Here is a 17,440-nt window from a genome sequence, read left to right as displayed (position 1 = left end):
CGACGCCCGTCTGCCGGGAGCCGACGGGCCGCTACGACAGGCGGCCGGCACCACGGGCCGGAAGGGGCCGGCCGCCGGCGTCCCGTCCACGCTGCTCGGCTGCCGTCGTCCTGCCGACAGCCCGGGACCGCTGGGATCCGGCCCCCTGGCCCGCCTTCGGCGACTCCGTATGATCCCCATATGCTGACCAGCAGAAACGGCACCAGGCCGACCATGAACGACGTCGCCGCCGCGGCCGGCGTCGGCCTGAAGACGGTCTCCCGGGTCGTCAACGGTGAGAGCGGCGTCACCCCGGCCATGGCCGAGCGCGTCCGCGCCGCCATCGCGGAGCTGGGCTTCCGTCGCAACGACAGCGCCCGGCTGCTGCGCACCGGCCGCACCGCGAGCATCGCCCTGCTGCTGGAGGACATCGGCGACCCGTTCTCCTCCGTGCTGTCCCGCGCGGTCGAGGGCGTCGCCGCCGAGCAGGGCTGTCTTCTGTTCACCGGATCCAGCGCCGAGGACGGCGACCGGGAGCGCGAGGTGGCGCTGGCCTTCTGCGCCCGCCGGGTCGACGGGCTGGTGATCGTCCCGGCCGGTGACGACCACTCCTACCTGCTGCCGGAGATCGCCTCCGGCACCCCCGTGGTGTTCCTCGACCGGCCCGCGGCGGGGATCGAAGCCGACGCGATCCTCAGTGACAACGCCGGCGGCGCCCGTGAGGGCGTGGCACACCTGATCCGGCACGGGCACCGCAGGATCGGATTCGTCGGGGACCTGCCGGGCATCCACACCTGCGCCGAGCGCCTGCGCGGCTACCGGCAGGCGATGGCCGACGCGCACCTGCCGGTGGACGAGCGGTGGATCGCCACCGGCCCGACCGACCCGGCCCGGGTCGCCGAAGCCGTCGACCGCCTGCTCGACGGCACCGAACCCGTCACGGCGCTGCTGACCGCGAACAATCGGGTCACGCTTGCTGCCTTGCAGCGCTTTGCCCGACGCGGTTCCCGGCCGGCCCTGGTCGGCTTCGACGACCTCGAACTCGCCCCGCTGCTCACCCCTGGCCTCACCGTGGTCGCCCAGGACCCCACCGCCCTAGGCCGGACCGCCGCCAAGGTGCTGTTCGACCGGCTGCTCGGCGACGCCGCCCCGGCCCGCCGGATCGAGATCCCCACCCGCCTGATCGTCCGGGGATCCGCAGAGAGCGCCCCGCCACCCGTACGGTGACCAGGGAGGGGCCGCCGCACGCGCCCGGGGGCGTTCGGCGAGTTCAAAGCCCCAGGACCTGTCAGGATGTTCACTTGCGCACGCCGACCTGCCCAGTCCGACGGAGGGGAACACCATGCAGCACCGGGTGACGATCCGGGACGTCGCCGCCCGCGCCGGGGTCTCGGCGGGGGCCGTGTCGCTGGCCCTCAACGGCCGGCCCGGCGTCTCGGAGGCGACCCGTCGCCGGATCGCCGAGGCCGCCCGCGATCTCGGCTGGTCGCCGAACCTCGCGGCCCGTTCGCTGGCCCGTAGCCCGGGCGTGCACACGATCGGCATGGCGATCAGCCGCGAAGCCGTGGCCGAGGGCCTGGACGCCCTGCACATGGCCCTGATCGGCGGTATCGAGAGCGTGCTGTCGGAGCGGCCCTGCTCGCTGCTGCTGCGCCTCACCGCCGGCCTGGAGTCGGAGATCGCCCTCTACAAGCAGTGGTGGCAGTCCGGCCGGGTCAACGGCGCGGTGCTGACCGGCGTGGTCGCCGAAGATCCCCGCATCCAGCCCGTCCACCGCCTCGGCATGCCCGTGGTCGTCGTCGCCCACCCTGACCACAGCGGCCCGTTCCCCGCGGTGTGGAGCGACGACGCGGCGGCGACCGCCGAGGCGGTGCGCTACCTCGCCGTACTCGGCCACCGCCGGATCGCCCACGTCGCGGGCCCGGCGAGGCTCGGCAGCTCACTGGTGCGTTCGCGGGCCTTCGAAGAGGTCGCAGTCGAGCTGTCGCTCGACGACCACCGCAGTGTGCCGACCGACCTGTCCGCGCACGAGGGGGCGAGGGTGACCCGTGCGCTGCTCGTCGGCGCGGACCGGCCCACCGCGATCCTCTACGACAACGACATCATGGCGGTGGCCGGCCTCGCCGTCGCCGCCGAGCTCGGCCTGCGCGTGCCCGAGGACGTGTCCCTGGTCGCCTGGGACGACTCCGACCTGTGCCGGATAACCAGGCCCGCGCTGTCCGCCCTCAGCCACGACCCGTTCGCGTTCGGCTCCGAGGTCGCCCACTGCCTGCTGGAGCTCCTGGACACGGGGAAGGCCGAGTCCCGCATCTCCGGCACCCCCGTGCTGGTCCCGCGCGGCACCACGGGACTGCCGCCGCGGCGTCCGTGAGCCGTTCCTGATCCGTCCCGTCCGTACGGCCACGCCTGCGGTACGGCCGTCAGGACGGCGGCGGCGCCGTGCTGCCGCGGGGCGTCAGCTGCGGCGCCGAGTCCTGGTAGCCGTCCACCTGCTGACCGGAGATCAGAGACAGCAGGGTACGGGCGGCGTTCGCCCCGTAGGCGTGGATGTCCCGGGTCAGCGCGGTGAGCGGCGGCCGCACCACCTGGACCAGCGGGGAGTCGTCCCAGGCCACGATCGACAGGTCCCTCGGTACCTGGAGACCCATCTCCTGGGCGACCGACAGCCCGGCGACCGCCGTCATGTCGTTGTCGTAGAGGATCGCGGTGGGCCGGCCGGGGGAGAGCAGCAGGCGCCGGGTCGCCCGCGCCCCCTCCTCGCCGGTGTAGTCGGTGTGGACGACGGGCGCCGCCTCCAGACCCAGGTCGCCGCACACGTCGGTGAAGGCCCGGTCGCGCAGTGAGGTGTGGACGAGCCCGACGAGTCCGGCGATCCGGCCTACCCGGCGGTGGCCGAGTGCGGCGAGGTACTCCAGGGCCTCGCGGATCGCCGCGGTGTCGTCGGACCACACCGGTGTCAGCCGGCCCGACCCGGACGGGTGGCCGATGACGACCGTCGGCAACGCCATCTCCTCCAGAGCCGGCACCCGGGCGTCGTCCTCGCGCAGGTCGACCAGGATCGCGCCGTCGATCTGCCGCTCGCCCCACCAGCGCCGGTAGGCCTCCAGACCGCGTTCGTGGTCGGAGACCACCTGGAGCGCCAGCGAGTAGGAGGCGTCGGACAGGACGTTCTCGATGCCCCCGATGAGCTCCATGAAGAACGGCTCGGTCCCCAGCATCCGTGCCGGGCGGGCGAGGGCCAGGCCCACCGCCGAGGACTTCGCCCCGCTCAGCGCCCGGGCGGCGCTGTTACGGACGAACCCGACCTCCTCCGCGACGGCCATGATCCTGGCCCGGGTCGCCTCCGACACCCCGGGCTGGCCGTTGAGCGCGTTGGACACCGACACCTTGGACACCCCGACGATCTTGGCGATGTCCGCGATCGTGGGCCGCCGTGCGGCAGGACTCTTCTGCTGGGACACCTGATCCACGAGGACCCTTCTGAACCGACGAGGCACACCTTCCCACCCAAGCTACTACGGGCCGAACCACCGACGGCACCGAGCCCGACAGGCTGGACAGTAACCGGTTAACAATGTATTGACAGGCGAGGAGAGCCGCCAATAGCGTACTGCTGAATTAATCGGTTAATGCCAGAGTGGTCGAGCTGGCGGCGGGGGTGACCCTGCTGGCGTCCACGGCCCCGGTGCGCCCACCCTCGCGCGGCCGGTCGAGAACCCGCACATCGGCAGTGCCCGGGACGACCCCGTGCGGCGCTGCGCAGTTCCGCCGTCGCCCATACTGCTCGATCCGGCCCGACCGCACCATGTCCCGGGCGGATGCACCCCCCGGTTTCCTTCCATGCCGCAGTCCCCACTTCGGCCCCGGCGTCGCCACGCCGACCGGCGCTCCCGCGCGGCGACGGTTCCCGAATCCGGCACCCGGCCTTCGGGCCCACGCTCACGGAGCGTGGGCCCGGCCCCCGGTGCCGCAACCCGGTACCCCACAAGCGCCAGCCCGGCTCCACAGGGTGCGCTTTTTCGGCGCTCCCGAACGATCAGTGCGAAGGATGAGCGAACATGCGCAGAGGATGGGTGGCCACGGCGGCCGCGACCACGATGCTGCTCACGGCGTGCAGCAGCGAGGACGGCGGAGGCACACCCGCCCCGGGCGGCGACAGCCGCATCGCGGGCGAGATCACGGTGCTGACGAACCGTACCGACCAGATCGCCGACGGCACGCTGAAGAAGTACGCCGCCAAGTTCAGGAAGCTCCACCCGGACGTCAAGGTGAACTTCGAGGGGCTCACCGACTACGAGGGCGAGACCAGGGTCCGGATGCACACCGACACCTACGGTGACGTCCTGCTGATCCCGAACGACCTGGCGGTCAATCAGTACCCGACGTACTTCGCGCCGCTGGGCACCGCCGACGACCTGCAGCCGAGGTTCGACTTCACCGAGTACGCCACCGTCGCCAACCAGGTCTACGGCCTCGCGAACGTCGGCATCGGCACCGGCTTCGTGTACAACAAGGTGGTCTGGGAGCAGGCCGGCGTCACCGAGTGGCCGACCACGCCCCAGCAGTTCATCGACGACCTGAAGGCCATCAGGGCGAAGACGCAGGCCACCCCGTACTACACCAACTACCGCGACGGCTGGCCACTGCGGCAGTGGACCGACCACATCGGCGGCCCGAACTGCGAGAACTCGGCCAAGGACGCACTGGCCACCACGTCCGACCCGTGGGCCGCCGGCAGGGACCTCAACACCATCGACGGGCTGCTCTACAGCGTCGTCCACGAGAAGCTGACCGAGGCCGACCCGACCACCACGGACTGGGAGAGTTCCAAGACCCTGCTGGGCAGCGGGAAGATCGGCGCGATGTTCCTCGGCTCCTGGGCCGTCCCGCAGATCGAGAGGGCCGCCGAGGCCGCCGGACACAACCCCGACGACATCGGGTACATGCCCTTCCCCGCCCTGCACAACGGTCACCTCTGCACCGTTGTCCAGCCCGACTACAAGTACGCCGTCAACACGCACTCCAGGAACAAGGCGGCGGCCCGCGCCTGGATCGACTGGTACCTCACCAAATCCGGCAGCGCCCAGGCCGAGCAGGCCATCTCCACACTCAAGGGCACCCCGCTGCCGCCCGCTCTGAAGACCTTCGACGAGCGGGGCGTGCGGATCATGGTCGAGACCCAGGACAAGGCGGCAGTCGTCAGCCGGATCGACAAGGGCGCACAGATCGGCCTCGACACGCCTGACTACCGCCGGAAGCTGGTCGACATCGCCCGCGGCGCCGCCCCCGGCGACCGGGACGGCTACTTCGCCGAACTCAACACGAAGTGGTCCGTGTCCCGGAAGAGGATCGGCGGATGACGCTGCCGGCCGGTTCGCCGCCGACGGCAGCGGTGAACCGGCCGGCATTCAGCTGGCTGCGGCGGCGTGCAGATCCTGGTGGACGCCTCCGTTGCCGAGGAGTTCGTCGTGACCGATCCCGGCCAGCCGGCCGACCTGGAGCACGGCGATGCGGTCGGCCGCGCGGATGCTGGAGAGCCGGTGCGCCACCACGAAGACCGTGCGGCCCCGGACCAGACCGGCCATGGCCTGCTGGACGAGGTCCTCCGAGCGGGGGTCGAGGGCGGAGGTGCGAGGGCGTTCGCGTCGCGCAGCGCGGCCCGCGGGGTCTCCAGAGGTACTTCGCGCATCCCGTAGGCGACGTTCTCGCGGGTACTGCCCTCGAAGAGGACGGGCTCCTGCGGGACGACCGACAGGAAGCGCCGGTAACTGCGCAGGTCGAGGGACAGGACACGCGCCGGAACCCGATCCGGCCCCGGACCCCGGCGACCTCGGCCTTGCCGGCGTTCTCGTCCAGGCTGCCCTCCGGGACTATGCCCGAGAGGGAGCGAACCGGTAAAGCCAAAATCGACTCGTCGGGTCTCGATTGACCTTGGCAGGCGGGTCGGAAGGGCCGATATACACCATCTTGAGGCGAATCTGACGTCCCAGATGGAGGTCGGCTGGGGTCACATAACCGGTTTATGGACAGGTGCGCCCCTGCGGGTTACGGTTGCTCGCGCCCACCCCACCACCGGCCAGCGACAGGAGCCGCACCATGAAGGACGCCACCCCACTCGACGAGGGCTGGAACCTGCACCACGAGGGATCGCTGCTGCCCGCCCAGGTCCCGGGCTGCGTCCACGTCGACCTGCTGAACGCCGCACTGATCCCCGACCCGTACATCGGCGCCAACGAGCACGCGGTGGCCTGGATCGGCCGCCGGGACTGGACCTACACCACACAGGTCGACGCGACCGGCTCCCACGAGCGCACCGACCTCGTCTTCGACGGCCTCGACACCGCGGCCCGGATCACCCTGGCCGGCACCGAGTTGGGCCGCACCCGCAACATGCACCGCAGCTACCGGTTCGACGTCACCGGCCTCGCGGGCGAGCTGAGCGTCCACTTCACCAGCGCCTACCAGGAGGCCGCCGAGGTCCGGGCGATCACCGGCGAGCGCCCGAACGTCTACCCGGAGCCGTTCCAGTACATCCGCAAGATGGCCAGCAGCTTCGGCTGGGACTGGGGCCCCACCCTGCCCACCGCCGGCATCTGGCGCCCCGCCCGCCTGGAGCACTGGTCCACCGCCCGGCTCGCCCAGGTCCGCCCGCTGGTCACCGTCGAGAACGGCACCGGCCGCGTCGAACTGCGGGTGACCGCCGAGCGCACCGCCGCCGGCGACGGCCGGCCGCTGATCGTCCGCGCGACCGTGGCCGGGGTCACCGCCGAGACCGCCTTCGACGGCGACGCGGCGGTCCTGGTCGTCGAGGTGCCCGACGCGGACCTCTGGTGGCCCCGCGGCTACGGCGACCAGCCGCTGTACGACCTCGACGTCACCCTCGCGCACGAAGGCGCCCCGCTCGACACCTGGCACCGGCGGATCGGCTTCCGCACCGTCGAGCTCGACCGGTCCGCGGACGAGCACGGCACCGGCTTCACCCTGGTCGTCAACGGCGAACGCCTCTTCGTCCGCGGCGTCAACTGGATCCCCGACGACACCCTGGTCTCCCGGGTCACCCCCGAGCGCTACCGCACCCGTCTCACCCAGGCCACCGAGGCCAACATCGACCTGATCCGGATCTGGGGCGGCGGCATCTACGAGGACGAGGCCTTCTACGACACCTGCGACGAACTCGGCCTGCTGGTCTGGCAGGACTTCCTGTTCGCCTGCTCCGCCTACCCCGAGGAGCAGCCGCTGCGCGGCGAGGTCGAGGCCGAGGCCCGCGAGAACGTCGTCCGCCTGATGCCGCACCCCAGCCTGGTGCTCTGGAACGGCAACAACGAGAACCTCTGGGGCTTCCGCGACTGGGGCTGGGAGCCCGAACTCGCCGGCGAATCCTGGGGCGAGGGCTACTACCTCGGCCTCCTGCCGCGCATCGTCGCCGAACTCGACCCCACCCGCGCCTACTCGGCCGGCAGCCCCTGGTCCGGCTCCTGGGACCACCACCCCAACGACCCCGACCACGGCACCCACCACTCCTGGGAGGTCTGGAACCGCCAGGACTACACCGAGTACCGCGCGAACGTCCCCCGCTTCGTCTCCGAGTTCGGCTGGCAGGCACCACCCGCCCACGCCACCCTGCTGCGCGCCCTGCCCGGCGAGGACCTCGCCCCCGACTCGCCCGGCATGCTGCACCACCAGAAGGCCGAGGACGGCAACGGCAAGCTGAACCGCGGCATCGAGCGCCACTTCGCCCCGCCCCACGACTTCGACCGCTGGCACTACCTCACCCAGGTCGTCCAGGCCCGCGCGATCGCCACCGGCATCGAGCACTGGCGCTCCAACTGGCCGCGCTGCGCCGGCACCGTGGTCTGGCAGCTCAACGACTGCTGGCCGGTCTCCTCCTGGGCCGCCATCGACGGCGACGGCCGCCTCAAGCCCCTCCACCACGAGCTGCGCCGCCTCTACGCCGACCGCCTGCTCACCCTCCAGCCACCTGGCGTGACCGGAGCGCCCGAGGCCGCCCTGGTCAACCAGGCCGCGGAGCCCTGGCAGACCGTCCTCACGCTGCGCAGGGTGTCCGCGGACGGCGCCGTCACGGCCGAGTCCGAGGTGCCGGTCACGGTCGGGGCCCGGTCGGTGGTGCGGCTGGCCGTGCCGCAGGCCCTGCGGCCGGTCGAGGGCTCCGCCAAGGAGTTCCTGGTGGCCGACGCCGACGGGCTGCGCGCGGTGCACTTCCCGGTGCCCGACAAGGCCTTCGACCACCAGCAGCCCGAGTTCGACGTGACCGTCGAGCCGGTCGCCGACAGCCAGGGCGCCGACGGCCGGGGGGCCGTCGACGTCGTGGTCACCGCGCACACGCTCCTCCGCGACCTGCTGCTGCAGGCCGACCGCATCGCCCCCGACGCCGCCGCCGACCGCGGCCTGGTGACCCTGCTGGCGGGCGAGCAGACCCGGATCCGGGTCACCGGGGCCGGCACCGCCGACGCCGACGCCGTCCGCGCCGCCCTCTACTGCGTGGAACCCGCGTAGCGGCGATCGGGCGGGACGGCTGACACACAGCCGCCCGGCCCTTGCACCCCGTACGGCCCTGACGGCATCACGCTGTCAGGGCCGTACGGTCCGTGAGGCCCGGCCGATGTGTGCCGACGAGCTCGATTCCACGCGCCTGGGGTGGCAGGCCCCTCCGCGTTCTTCGCGAACGCCGCCTGTGGCGCCGCGGGACGTGGTCGCCCAGCGCCACGTCGCGGAGATCGGCGAGCGCCGCCGACCGGCTGCGCTCCATCCCCTGATCCTGTGCAGCGGGCGGGTACCTGACGTTACGGCAGCCGTGTCCGTTCGGGGTTCGACCGCGCCGCTGCGGTCCCGGACGGCCGGGGCCGGCGACGGGGTTTCGCCTTCTTCGCCGCCGGCCGGCTGCCGGCTTTCGCGGCTCCGAGGCAGGCTCAGCGGTGGTGCAGGCGGAAGAACTGCCACATCAGATCGTTGGCGTCGATCTCGCGGTTGGTGGTGCCGTTGCCCGCGGACTCGTACGGGGAGCCGGGCCAGGTGTGGCCGCCGTCGGCGACGGTGCAGAGCGCGGTGTCGGCTCCGTGGCGGCAGCCGCGGTAGGCGGTCAGGGTGACGTGTTCGGTGACCGGGGTGGTGGCCGGGACGGGGCGGCATCCGTTGAGTTCGGCCCAGCGAGCGAGTGCGGCCGGTACGGGGTAGCGCCAGGCGGCGGCGCCGCCGCCGTCGTACGGGTTGGTGTGGTCCTGCTGCCCGTGGAAGGCGAGGACGGGCACCGGTTTCGCGGGGCGGCAGGAGGTCGGGTCGGGTGTGCGGTCGTCGGCGGGGTCGGGCCGGCCGGCGCGCAGGCCGGCGACCGGGGCGACGGCGGCGAGCCGGTCGGGGATCGCGCAGGCGAGGGCCGAGGCCATCCGGCCGCCCCCGGAGTACCCGGTGGCGTAGACGCGGGCCGGGTCGGCGCACAGGGTGCCGGTCAGGGTGTCGATGACCTGGCTCAGGTAGGCGACGTCGTCGCGGGTGCCGGTGGGGGTGACCTGGGGGACGTTCCAGATGTAGCCGCTGCCGCTCGCCACGGCGCCCTGGGGGGCGGCGACGATGAAGCCGTTGGCGTCCGCGGTGCGGGTGACGCCGGTGTAGTCGAGCTGTCCCTGGCCGGTGTTCTGGCTGCCGTGCAACGTCAGCACGAGGGGGAGCCGGCCGGTGGCCCGCGTGCGGAAGGGGATGTGGACGCGCACGGCGTAGGAGGTGCCGTCGAACGGCACCTGCACGGTGGTGTCGCGCGCCGCGGCCGGGGCGCATGAGGAGCGCGGCGCCGCGGCGGCAGGGGCGGAGGAGACAGTCGCGGCGGTGGCCGGTGCGGCGGAGGCGAGCGCGGTGGTGGCGAGGGTGCTGCGGAGGACGGCGGTCGTCCGGGCACGCCTGGACTCGGCCCGCTGATTACTCATGGTGATGTCTCCAGGTGATGTGTCCGGTGGAGTGGCCACCGCGTATAGGGCTCGTCGGGGCTCGCGTCGGGTCGAGTGTGGACCGGGGAAGACAACGATGTCCAGGCTTTGGTCATCACGCATGCGAAACGATCAGCCGAAGAGTTTCGGTTAAGTAAAGTTTTAGTTTGTCAGCGCATCGCTGTTATCAAAGCGAATGAAAGACTTGCTTGACCGCTCTATGGACATGGCGCTGCTGTGACGTCTACGTTAAGCGTCCACCGGCCTCTTGGCCCCAGCCGCCAGTGCGGCTCACCCCCTTTGCGATCACTGCACGATCACCGTGCGATCGACCACCCACAGCACCAAGGAGTGACCAGGTATGCGAAGAGGATGGCTGGCTGTCGCCGCCGCGACGATGACCGCCCTCACTGCCTGTAGCAGCAGCGGCGGCAGTGCAACCTCGGCCGACGCGCCGGGCGACCCGGCGAAGGTCTCCGGTGACATCACCGTCCTGACCAACCGGACCGACCTCGTCCAGGACGGCACGCTCAAGAAGTACGCGGCCGAGTTCAACAAGCTCTACCCCGGCGTCAAGGTGAACTTCGAGGGGCTCACCGACTACGAGGGTGAGACCAAGATCCGCATGAACACCGAGAACTACGGTGACGTCCTGCTGATCCCGAACTCCCTCTCCGTCGGCCAGTACCCGACGTTCTTCGCCCCCCTCGGAGACACCTCGCTGGCCAAGACGTTCGACTACACCGACCACGCCACCGTCAAGGACAAGGTCTACGGCCTCGCCAACATCGGCGTCGCCAACGGCTTCGTCTACAACAAGGCCGTCTGGGCGCAGGCCGGCATCACCGAATGGCCGACCACCCCCGAGCAGTTCATCGACGACCTCAAGGCGGTCAAGGCCAGGACCGGCGCCATCCCGTACTACACCAACTACAAGGACGGCTGGCCGCTCACCAACTGGACCAACGCCCTGGGCTCGCCCAGCTGCGACGAGGGTGCCCGCGACACGCTCGCCACCACCGCCGACCCGTGGACGGCCGGCAAGGACCTCCACACCGCCGACAAGCTGCTCTTCGACATCGTCCACGAGAAGCTCGCCGAGCCCGACCCGACCACCAGCAACTGGGAGAACTCCAAGACGCTCATCGGCTCCGGCAAGGTCGGCTCGATGTGGCTGGGCTCCTGGGCGGTCTCCCAGATGCAGGCTGCCGCCAAGGCCGCCGGCCAGGACCCGTCGACGATCGGCTTCATGCCCTTCCCCGCCCAGAGCGGCGGACAGTTCTGCTCGGTGCTGCGCCCCGACTACCAGTACGGCGTCAACGTGCACTCCAAGCACAAGGACGCGGCCCGCGCCTGGATCGACTGGTTCATCACCAAGTCCGGCAGCGCCGCGGCCGAGGCCTCGATCTCCTCGGTCAAGGGAGCCGCACTGCCCGACAGCCTCAAGCCCTTCCAGGACAAGAACGTCCGCTTCATCCAGGAGAGCCAGAACAAGATCGACGTCGTCAACAAGATCGACAAGGCGTCCGAGATCGGCATCACCTCGCAGGACTACCGCCAGCGCCTGGTGGACGTCGCCCGCGGCAGCGCCGCCGGCGACGCCGACAGCTTCTTCAAGGACCTGAACAAGAAGTGGTCCGACAGCCAGCGCACCATAGCCGGCTGACTCCACACGGCCGGAACAGCTCCGGCCGAACAGCGCAGCCCGGGGGCGGCGGCACCCGCCGCCCCGGTCTGCGTCCCGACGCCGGCACGGGCCGGCCCACCACGCACCAAGGAGAAACCGCATGACAGTCCGCACGCCGATCACCGACGGCTGGACACTGCGACTGGACACCGCCCGGTACACCCCCGAGCAGGCGCCGCCCGCCCTGTACTCGGACGCCGTGCCCGCCCAGGTCCCCGGCTGCGTGCACACCGACCTGCTCGCCGCCGGCCTGATCCCCGATCCCCACCTCGGCCTCAACGAGCAGGCCGTCGCCTGGATCGGCCACGCCGACTGGACGTACGCGACGGCCCTGCCCGCCCGCGACCACACCTTCGAGCGGGCCGACCTCGTCTTCGACGGCCTGGACACCGTCGCCGAGGTCACCCTCGCCGGCCGCCTCCTCGGCACCACCCGCAACATGCACCGCGGCTACCGCTTCGACGCCACCGAACTCCTCGGCGCCGGAGCCGACCTGACCGTCCGCCTCACCTCCGCCTACACCGAGGCCGAAGCCGTCCGCGCCGGCCTCGGAGAGCGGCCGAACTCGTACCCGGAGCCGAGCAACTACATCCGCAAGATGGCCAGCAGCTTCGGCTGGGACTGGGGCCCGACCCTCGTCACCGCAGGCATCTGGCGCCAGGCCCGGATCGAGCAGTGGTCCACCGCCCGCCTCGCCCGCGTCCGCCCCCGCACCACCACCGACATCACCGGCGGCACCGGCACCGTCGAACTCCACCTCGACATCGAACGCACGGTCACCGGCGCGGGCCGCGAACTCACCGCCACCGCCACCGTCGACGGCCACACCGCCACCGTCACCGTGGCACCCGGCGAGGACACCGCCGTCCTGGTCCTGCGCGTGCCCGACCCCGCACTCTGGTGGCCCCGCGGCTACGGCGACCAGCCCCTGTACGACCTGCACCTCACCCTCGCCGCCGACGACGCGCCCCTCGACACCTGGCACCGGCGGATCGGCTTCCGAACCGTCGAACTCGACACGTCCGCCGACGAGCACGGCACCGGCTTCACCCTGGTCGTCAACGGCGTGCGGATCTTCACCCGGGGCGTCAACTGGATCCCCGACGACACCCTGATCACCCGCGTCACACCCGAGCGCTACCGCGAACGACTCCAGCAGGCCGCCGACGCCAACGTCGACCTCGTCCGCGTCTGGGGCGGCGGCATCTACGAGAGCGAGGCCTTCTACGACGTCTGCGACGAACTGGGTCTGCTCGTCTGGCAGGACTTCCTGTTCGCCTGCGCCGCCTACCCCGAGGAGCAGCCGCTGCGCGGCGAGGTCGAGGCCGAGGCCCGCGAGAACGTCGCCCGCCTGATGCCCCACCCCTCACTCGTCCTGTGGAACGGCAACAACGAGAACCTCTGGGGCTTCGCGGAGTGGGGCTGGGAGCAGGAGCTCGCCGGCGACTCCTGGGGCGAGGGCTACTACCTCGGCCTGCTGCCCCGCGTCGTCGCCCAGACCGACCCCACCCGCCCCTACTGGGCCGGCAGCCCCTGGTCCGGCTCCTGGGACCACACCCCCAACCACCCCGACCACGGCACCGTCCACTCCTGGGAGGTGTGGAACCGCCGCGACTACACCGACTACCTCGCCACCGTCCCCCGGTTCGTCGCCGAGTTCGGCTGGCAGGCACCACCCGCCCACGCCACCCTGCTGCGCGCCCTGCCCGGCGAGGTGCTCGCCGCCGACTCGCCCGGCATGCTGCACCACCAGAAGGCCGAGGACGGCAACGGCAAGCTGGACCGCGGCCTCGCCCACCACTTCGAGGCCCCCGCGGACTTCGACGAGTGGCACTACCTGACCCAGGTCGTCCAGGCCCGCGCCATCGCCACCGGCGTCGAACACTGGCGCTCCCACTGGCCCGTCTGCGCCGGCACCATCCTGTGGCAGCTCAACGACTGCTGGCCGGTCACCTCCTGGGCCGCCATCGACGGCGACGGCCGGCTCAAGCCGCTCCACCACGAGCTGCGCCGCCTCTACGCCGACCGGCTGCTGACCTTCCAACAGCGCGACGGCCGGCTGGTCGTCGCCGCGATCAACCAGAGTGCGACGCCGTGGACCGGCACCGTCACCGTGCAACGCCACTCCACCGACGGCACCACCCTCGCCGCCGCAGAACTCGCGTTCACCGCAGCACCCCGCACGGTCACCCTCCTGGACGTACCGGCGGCCGTCGCCGATGCCGCGGACACCGCGAAGGAACTCTGGACGGCCGACGCCGACACCCTGCGTGCCTGGCACTTCGCCACCACCGACGCCCAGTTCGCTTACCCCGATGCCGAATTCGACGCCGTCGTCACCCCGCACGGCCCGGGCGCCACCATCACCGTCACCGCCCGCACCCTGCTGCGCGACCTGCTGCTCCAGGCCGACCGCCTGCACCCCGACGCCCGCACCGACCGCGGCCTCACCACCCTGCTGCCCGGTGAGAGCACCGTCTTCCAGGTGGACAACTGGACCGGAGCCGACCCCGGTGCCGACCTCACCACCGCCCTGCGCTGCGTCAACTCCCCCCGCACGAAGCGGCACCGGTAACCCACCGTCCCTGACACCCCGGCGCCGCGCCACCACGGATACGTCACGGCGCGGGCCGGGGCTCCGCCGGAGCCCGACACCGGCCGCCGAACCGGTGCCTCCCGGGACGGCACGTAACCACACCGGCGCCGGCGAAACCCGGCCGGCGGCCCGGCCGGGGCGCCGAGCCGCTCGCCGGCACCGTCGGCGCCCCCGACCTGGTGGGCCCCGCCCGCCCGCGTTCCGGCCCACGCCTCCGCAGGATCCCCTCCCCGGTGTCGAGGGCGTCCCGGAAGAGCGGCCCCGCTCCCACGGCGCCGACCACCCGCCCCATCGTTCACGCGACGGGTGACGGCGTGTTCGGCTGCGGCCCGCCGGCCGCCCGGAGCCTGCTCAACGCCATCAACCAGGAGACGACCGGCCCGGAGCGGTGCCCGCGCTCCGGACCCGCCGCCGACAGCCTGCCCGCCGCAGCGTGCCGCACCGTCCCGCCTCCCGAACCAGCCCGTGCCCGGGGCTCCACCGTGCGAGCGGACCCCGCCGAACCCACCACCCCCGAGAGGTACACCCATGCCCGGAACCGCCCGCCGCACCACGACGGCCGCCACCCTAGCGGCGGCCTGCCTCGCCGTCGCCGCCACCACCGCCCCGGCCGGCGCCCGGCCTCCGGCAGCGGCCGCCGACGCCTTCGTCACCCGCGACGGCACTCACCTCGCCCTCCAGGGCGACCCCTTCCGCTTCGGCGGCACCAATCTCTACTGGCTCGGCCTCGACGAGAACGTCGGCGGCGTCGACTACCCCACCACCTTCCGCATCGACGACGCCCTCAAGACCGCGCGCGCCATGAACGCCACCGTCGTCCGCTCCCACACCCTCGGCACCTCCCTCGGCTGCGCCAAGTGCATCCAGCCCGCCCTCGGGCAGTACAACGACGCCGCGTTCGCCAGCATCGACTACGCGATCTCCCGCTCGCGCGCCCTGGGCCTTCGCCTGGTCGTGCCACTCACCGATCAGTGGACGTACTACTCCGGCGGCTACACCAACATCACCGGGTGGCTCGGCCTCGAACCCAAGGCGTTCTACACCGACGCCCGCGCCATCGCCGCGTACAAGGACTACATCGCCCACGTCCTGAACCACGTCAACCCCTACACCGGGCTGGCACTGAAGGACGACCCCACCGTCATGTCCTGGTCGCTCGGCAACGAACTCAACGACATGACCACCACCTGGGCGGACCAGATCGGCGCGTACGTCCACAAGCTGGCGCCCCGGCAACTGGTCGCGGCCGGCCGCCAGCAGGGCGTCGACGCGGCCGCGCTCGCCTCCGCCCAGGTCGACATCGTCGACGTCCACTACTACCCGAGCAGCGCCACCACCGAAGCCGCCGACGCCAAGGCCATCACCGCCAAGGGCAAGGTCTACCTCGCCGGCGAACACGGCAGCACCAGCGTCACCGCCGCCGACGCGCTCGCGCTCGCCGACGACCCGAACGTCACCGGAGCGCTCTCCTGGTCACTGTTCGGCCATGCCGACGACCACGGCTACGTCCAGCACGACGACACCTTCACCCTGCACCACCCGGGGGACAACGCCGCGATGCACGCCACCGTCCTCGCCGAGTCCGCCTTCGCGCTGACCGTCACGGGTGACCGGCCGCGCCCCGCCGTGGCCACCACGCCGCCCCTGGTCACGTCCGTCACCAAGAGCGCCGGCATCAATCAGATCGCCTGGCGCGGCACCGCCGGCGCAGACGGCTACCGCATCGAACGCGCCACCGCGGGCGCCGACGGGCCCTACAGCACCGTCGCCACCGGACTCTCCGACAACGACGCGCCCTACCTCGACCCCGCCACCCCGGCCACCCCGGCCTGGTACCGCGCCGTCGCCCTCGACCGCGCCGGCCGCCCGCTCGCCACCTCCCCGGCGCTCGCCGCCGCCCCCGGCCAGGACAGCGCCGCCGACCCCCTGCAGAGCTTCATCCTCACCTCCTCGCACAGCGACACCCTCACCACCACCCCCGACGGCGACGGCGTCCGCGTCGCCCCGGCCCCCCGGAAGGCCGGGCAGATCACCTGGAGCCGGCCGGGCCTCACCAGCTTCCAGGCCGACTTCGCCACCCTCGACCGCTCCGCCCTGCCCACCGTCCGGACCTCCGCGGACGGCGTCACCTGGGTGAACGCCACCCCCACCCTGCAACGCCGCGGCGACCACACCCTGCTGACCCTCGACAACCTGCGCGCCACCGGCCACGTCCGGCTCGACTGGAGGGCGGACGCCCACCCCGCGCCGCTCACCGGCGCCACCTGGAGGGCGGCCACCGCGTCCCCGGCCACCGGCAAGCCCGGAGCCTTCCAGCAGACCCCGGCCGCCGGCGCGACCGGCGTGGACACCCGCACCCCCTTCACCTGGACCGCCGCCCCCGGCGCCGCCTATTACACCCTCACCCTCTCGAAGAACGCCGACCTCTCCGCCCCCGTCCTCCAGGCCACGAGCATCCGCGGCACCACCTACGCACCGGCCGCCAACCTCCAGCCCAACACCACCTACCACTACACCGTCGCCGCCGTGAACGCCGCCGGCTCCACCCCCGCCGGCAACGCACCCGCCACCTTCACCACCGGCGACCTCATCGTCGACGACTTCGAGAGCTACCCCACCGACAGCGCCCTCGCCACGGCCTATCCCCGCAACACCGGCGGCGGAGCCGTCACCACCACCCTCGACACCGCCCACGCCGACGGCACCGGCCACAGCCTGCGCGCCGCCTACGACCACGGAGCCCCCGGCTACGCCGGCATCATCCGCACCCTCCCCACCCCGCAGGACTGGGGCAGTGCCACCGCCCTGCGCCTGTGGGCCCGCTCCGACGGTGGCCCCGACCAGGCCCTGACCATCCAGTTCGTCGCCAGCGGCACCTACTGGGAGACCACCGTCCCCCTCACCGACACCACCGGCAGCAACCTCACCATCCCGCTCAACACCTTCAAGAACCCCTCCTGGGCCACCCCCGGCACCCTCGACACCAGCAAGGTCACCCAGCTCTCCTTCTACTTCAACGGCCAGGCCGCCACCGGAACCGCCTGGATCGACACCGTCACCGCCACCCGCTGACACCCGAACCCCCGGCTGCGCCGCACGGCCCTGTGCGGGTGCGGCGCCTGCCGGACCCGGGCCGGCCCCAGGGGCCGGCGCCCGGCCCCTCCGCCCCCATCCGTGGTGATCCACCTCGGGTGGGGGCGGAGGAGCACCGACGCGGGCCGGCTCCTGGGATGCCCGGTGCAG

The 17,440-nt window shown here is 72.2% G+C and carries 9 protein-coding genes and 1 pseudogene; 7 read left to right on the top strand and 3 right to left on the bottom strand.

Annotated features, from left to right (window positions below):
* Window positions 1-180 precede the first annotated feature (180 nt).
* Both J2S46_RS06375 and J2S46_RS06370 read left to right on the top strand, forming a co-directional pair.
* A complete protein-coding gene (locus J2S46_RS06375) occupies window positions 181-1,206 on the top strand; it encodes a LacI family DNA-binding transcriptional regulator (protein WP_191294033.1) in 1,026 nt (341 codons plus the stop codon).
* Window positions 1,207-1,321: 115 nt separating this feature from the next.
* Window positions 1,322-2,350 carry a LacI family DNA-binding transcriptional regulator gene (locus tag J2S46_RS06370; protein WP_191294034.1) on the top strand — a complete coding sequence of 343 codons (1,029 nt, stop codon included), beginning with the start codon at window positions 1,322-1,324 and terminating at the stop codon, window positions 2,348-2,350.
* 49 nt (window positions 2,351-2,399) lie between these two features.
* Here the strand turns inward: J2S46_RS06370 and J2S46_RS06365 are convergent, their stop codons facing one another.
* Entirely contained in the window at window positions 2,400-3,440 is a 1,041-nt protein-coding gene (locus J2S46_RS06365) for a LacI family DNA-binding transcriptional regulator (RefSeq protein WP_191294054.1), read from the bottom strand.
* A gap of 597 nt (window positions 3,441-4,037) precedes the next feature.
* On the opposite strand from J2S46_RS06365, the gene J2S46_RS06360 reads away from it, so the two are divergent.
* The gene (locus J2S46_RS06360) at window positions 4,038-5,339 is read left to right on the top strand and encodes an ABC transporter substrate-binding protein (protein WP_191294035.1); all 1,302 of its coding nucleotides are present in this window, start codon (window positions 4,038-4,040) and stop codon (window positions 5,337-5,339) included.
* A 48-nt stretch (window positions 5,340-5,387) separates the two neighbouring features.
* Here the strand turns inward: J2S46_RS06360 and J2S46_RS06355 are convergent.
* Window positions 5,388-5,764, bottom strand: a pseudogene (locus tag J2S46_RS06355) (ABC transporter ATP-binding protein); the annotation flags it as partial.
* A gap of 311 nt (window positions 5,765-6,075) precedes the next feature.
* Between J2S46_RS06355 and J2S46_RS06350 the strand changes: the two are divergent.
* Window positions 6,076-8,493: a glycoside hydrolase family 2 protein gene (locus tag J2S46_RS06350; RefSeq protein WP_191294037.1), complete on the top strand. Its 2,418-nt coding sequence runs from the start codon at window positions 6,076-6,078 to the stop codon at window positions 8,491-8,493.
* 413 nt (window positions 8,494-8,906) lie between these two features.
* Here the strand turns inward: J2S46_RS06350 and J2S46_RS06345 are convergent, their stop codons facing one another.
* Window positions 8,907-9,914 carry an extracellular catalytic domain type 1 short-chain-length polyhydroxyalkanoate depolymerase gene (locus J2S46_RS06345; RefSeq protein WP_229913326.1) on the bottom strand — a complete coding sequence of 336 codons (1,008 nt, stop codon included), beginning with the start codon at window positions 9,912-9,914 and terminating at the stop codon, window positions 8,907-8,909.
* A gap of 361 nt (window positions 9,915-10,275) precedes the next feature.
* Here J2S46_RS06345 and J2S46_RS06340 point away from each other — a divergent pair, with 361 nt between their 5' ends.
* The 3 genes from J2S46_RS06340 to J2S46_RS06330 all read left to right on the top strand — a co-directional run bounded on the left by J2S46_RS06340 (window position 10,276) and on the right by J2S46_RS06330 (window position 17,269).
* Complete coding sequence (locus J2S46_RS06340; protein ID WP_191294039.1) at window positions 10,276-11,580, top strand: ABC transporter substrate-binding protein; 1,305 nt, start codon at window positions 10,276-10,278, stop codon at window positions 11,578-11,580.
* A gap of 121 nt (window positions 11,581-11,701) precedes the next feature.
* On the top strand, window positions 11,702-14,176 hold the full coding sequence (locus tag J2S46_RS06335; RefSeq protein WP_191294040.1) for a glycoside hydrolase family 2 protein: 2,475 nt from the start codon (window positions 11,702-11,704) through the stop codon (window positions 14,174-14,176).
* 549 nt (window positions 14,177-14,725) lie between these two features.
* Complete coding sequence (locus J2S46_RS06330; protein WP_191294041.1) at window positions 14,726-17,269, top strand: carbohydrate binding domain-containing protein; 2,544 nt, start codon at window positions 14,726-14,728, stop codon at window positions 17,267-17,269.
* The last annotated feature ends 171 nt before the right edge of the window (window positions 17,270-17,440 follow it).

The organism is Kitasatospora herbaricolor (genome assembly GCF_030813695.1).
Lineage (GTDB): Bacteria > Actinomycetota > Actinomycetes > Streptomycetales > Streptomycetaceae > Kitasatospora > Kitasatospora herbaricolor.
The sequence above is the reverse complement of the archived record's forward strand: the minus strand, read 5'-3'. Positions and strand labels throughout refer to the sequence as shown.

Coding starts and splice junctions, on each gene's coding strand:
- J2S46_RS06375 (WP_191294033.1), top strand. CDS start 181: ATGCTGACCAGCAGAAACGGCACCAGGCCGACCATGAACGACGTCGCC.
- J2S46_RS06370 (WP_191294034.1), top strand. CDS start 1,322: ATGCAGCACCGGGTGACGATCCGGGACGTCGCCGCCCGCGCCGGGGTC.
- J2S46_RS06360 (WP_191294035.1), top strand. CDS start 4,038: ATGCGCAGAGGATGGGTGGCCACGGCGGCCGCGACCACGATGCTGCTC.
- J2S46_RS06350 (WP_191294037.1), top strand. CDS start 6,076: ATGAAGGACGCCACCCCACTCGACGAGGGCTGGAACCTGCACCACGAG.
- J2S46_RS06345 (WP_229913326.1), bottom strand. CDS start 9,914: ATGAGTAATCAGCGGGCCGAGTCCAGGCGTGCCCGGACGACCGCCGTC.
- J2S46_RS06340 (WP_191294039.1), top strand. CDS start 10,276: ATGCGAAGAGGATGGCTGGCTGTCGCCGCCGCGACGATGACCGCCCTC.
- J2S46_RS06335 (WP_191294040.1), top strand. CDS start 11,702: ATGACAGTCCGCACGCCGATCACCGACGGCTGGACACTGCGACTGGAC.
- J2S46_RS06330 (WP_191294041.1), top strand. CDS start 14,726: ATGCCCGGAACCGCCCGCCGCACCACGACGGCCGCCACCCTAGCGGCG.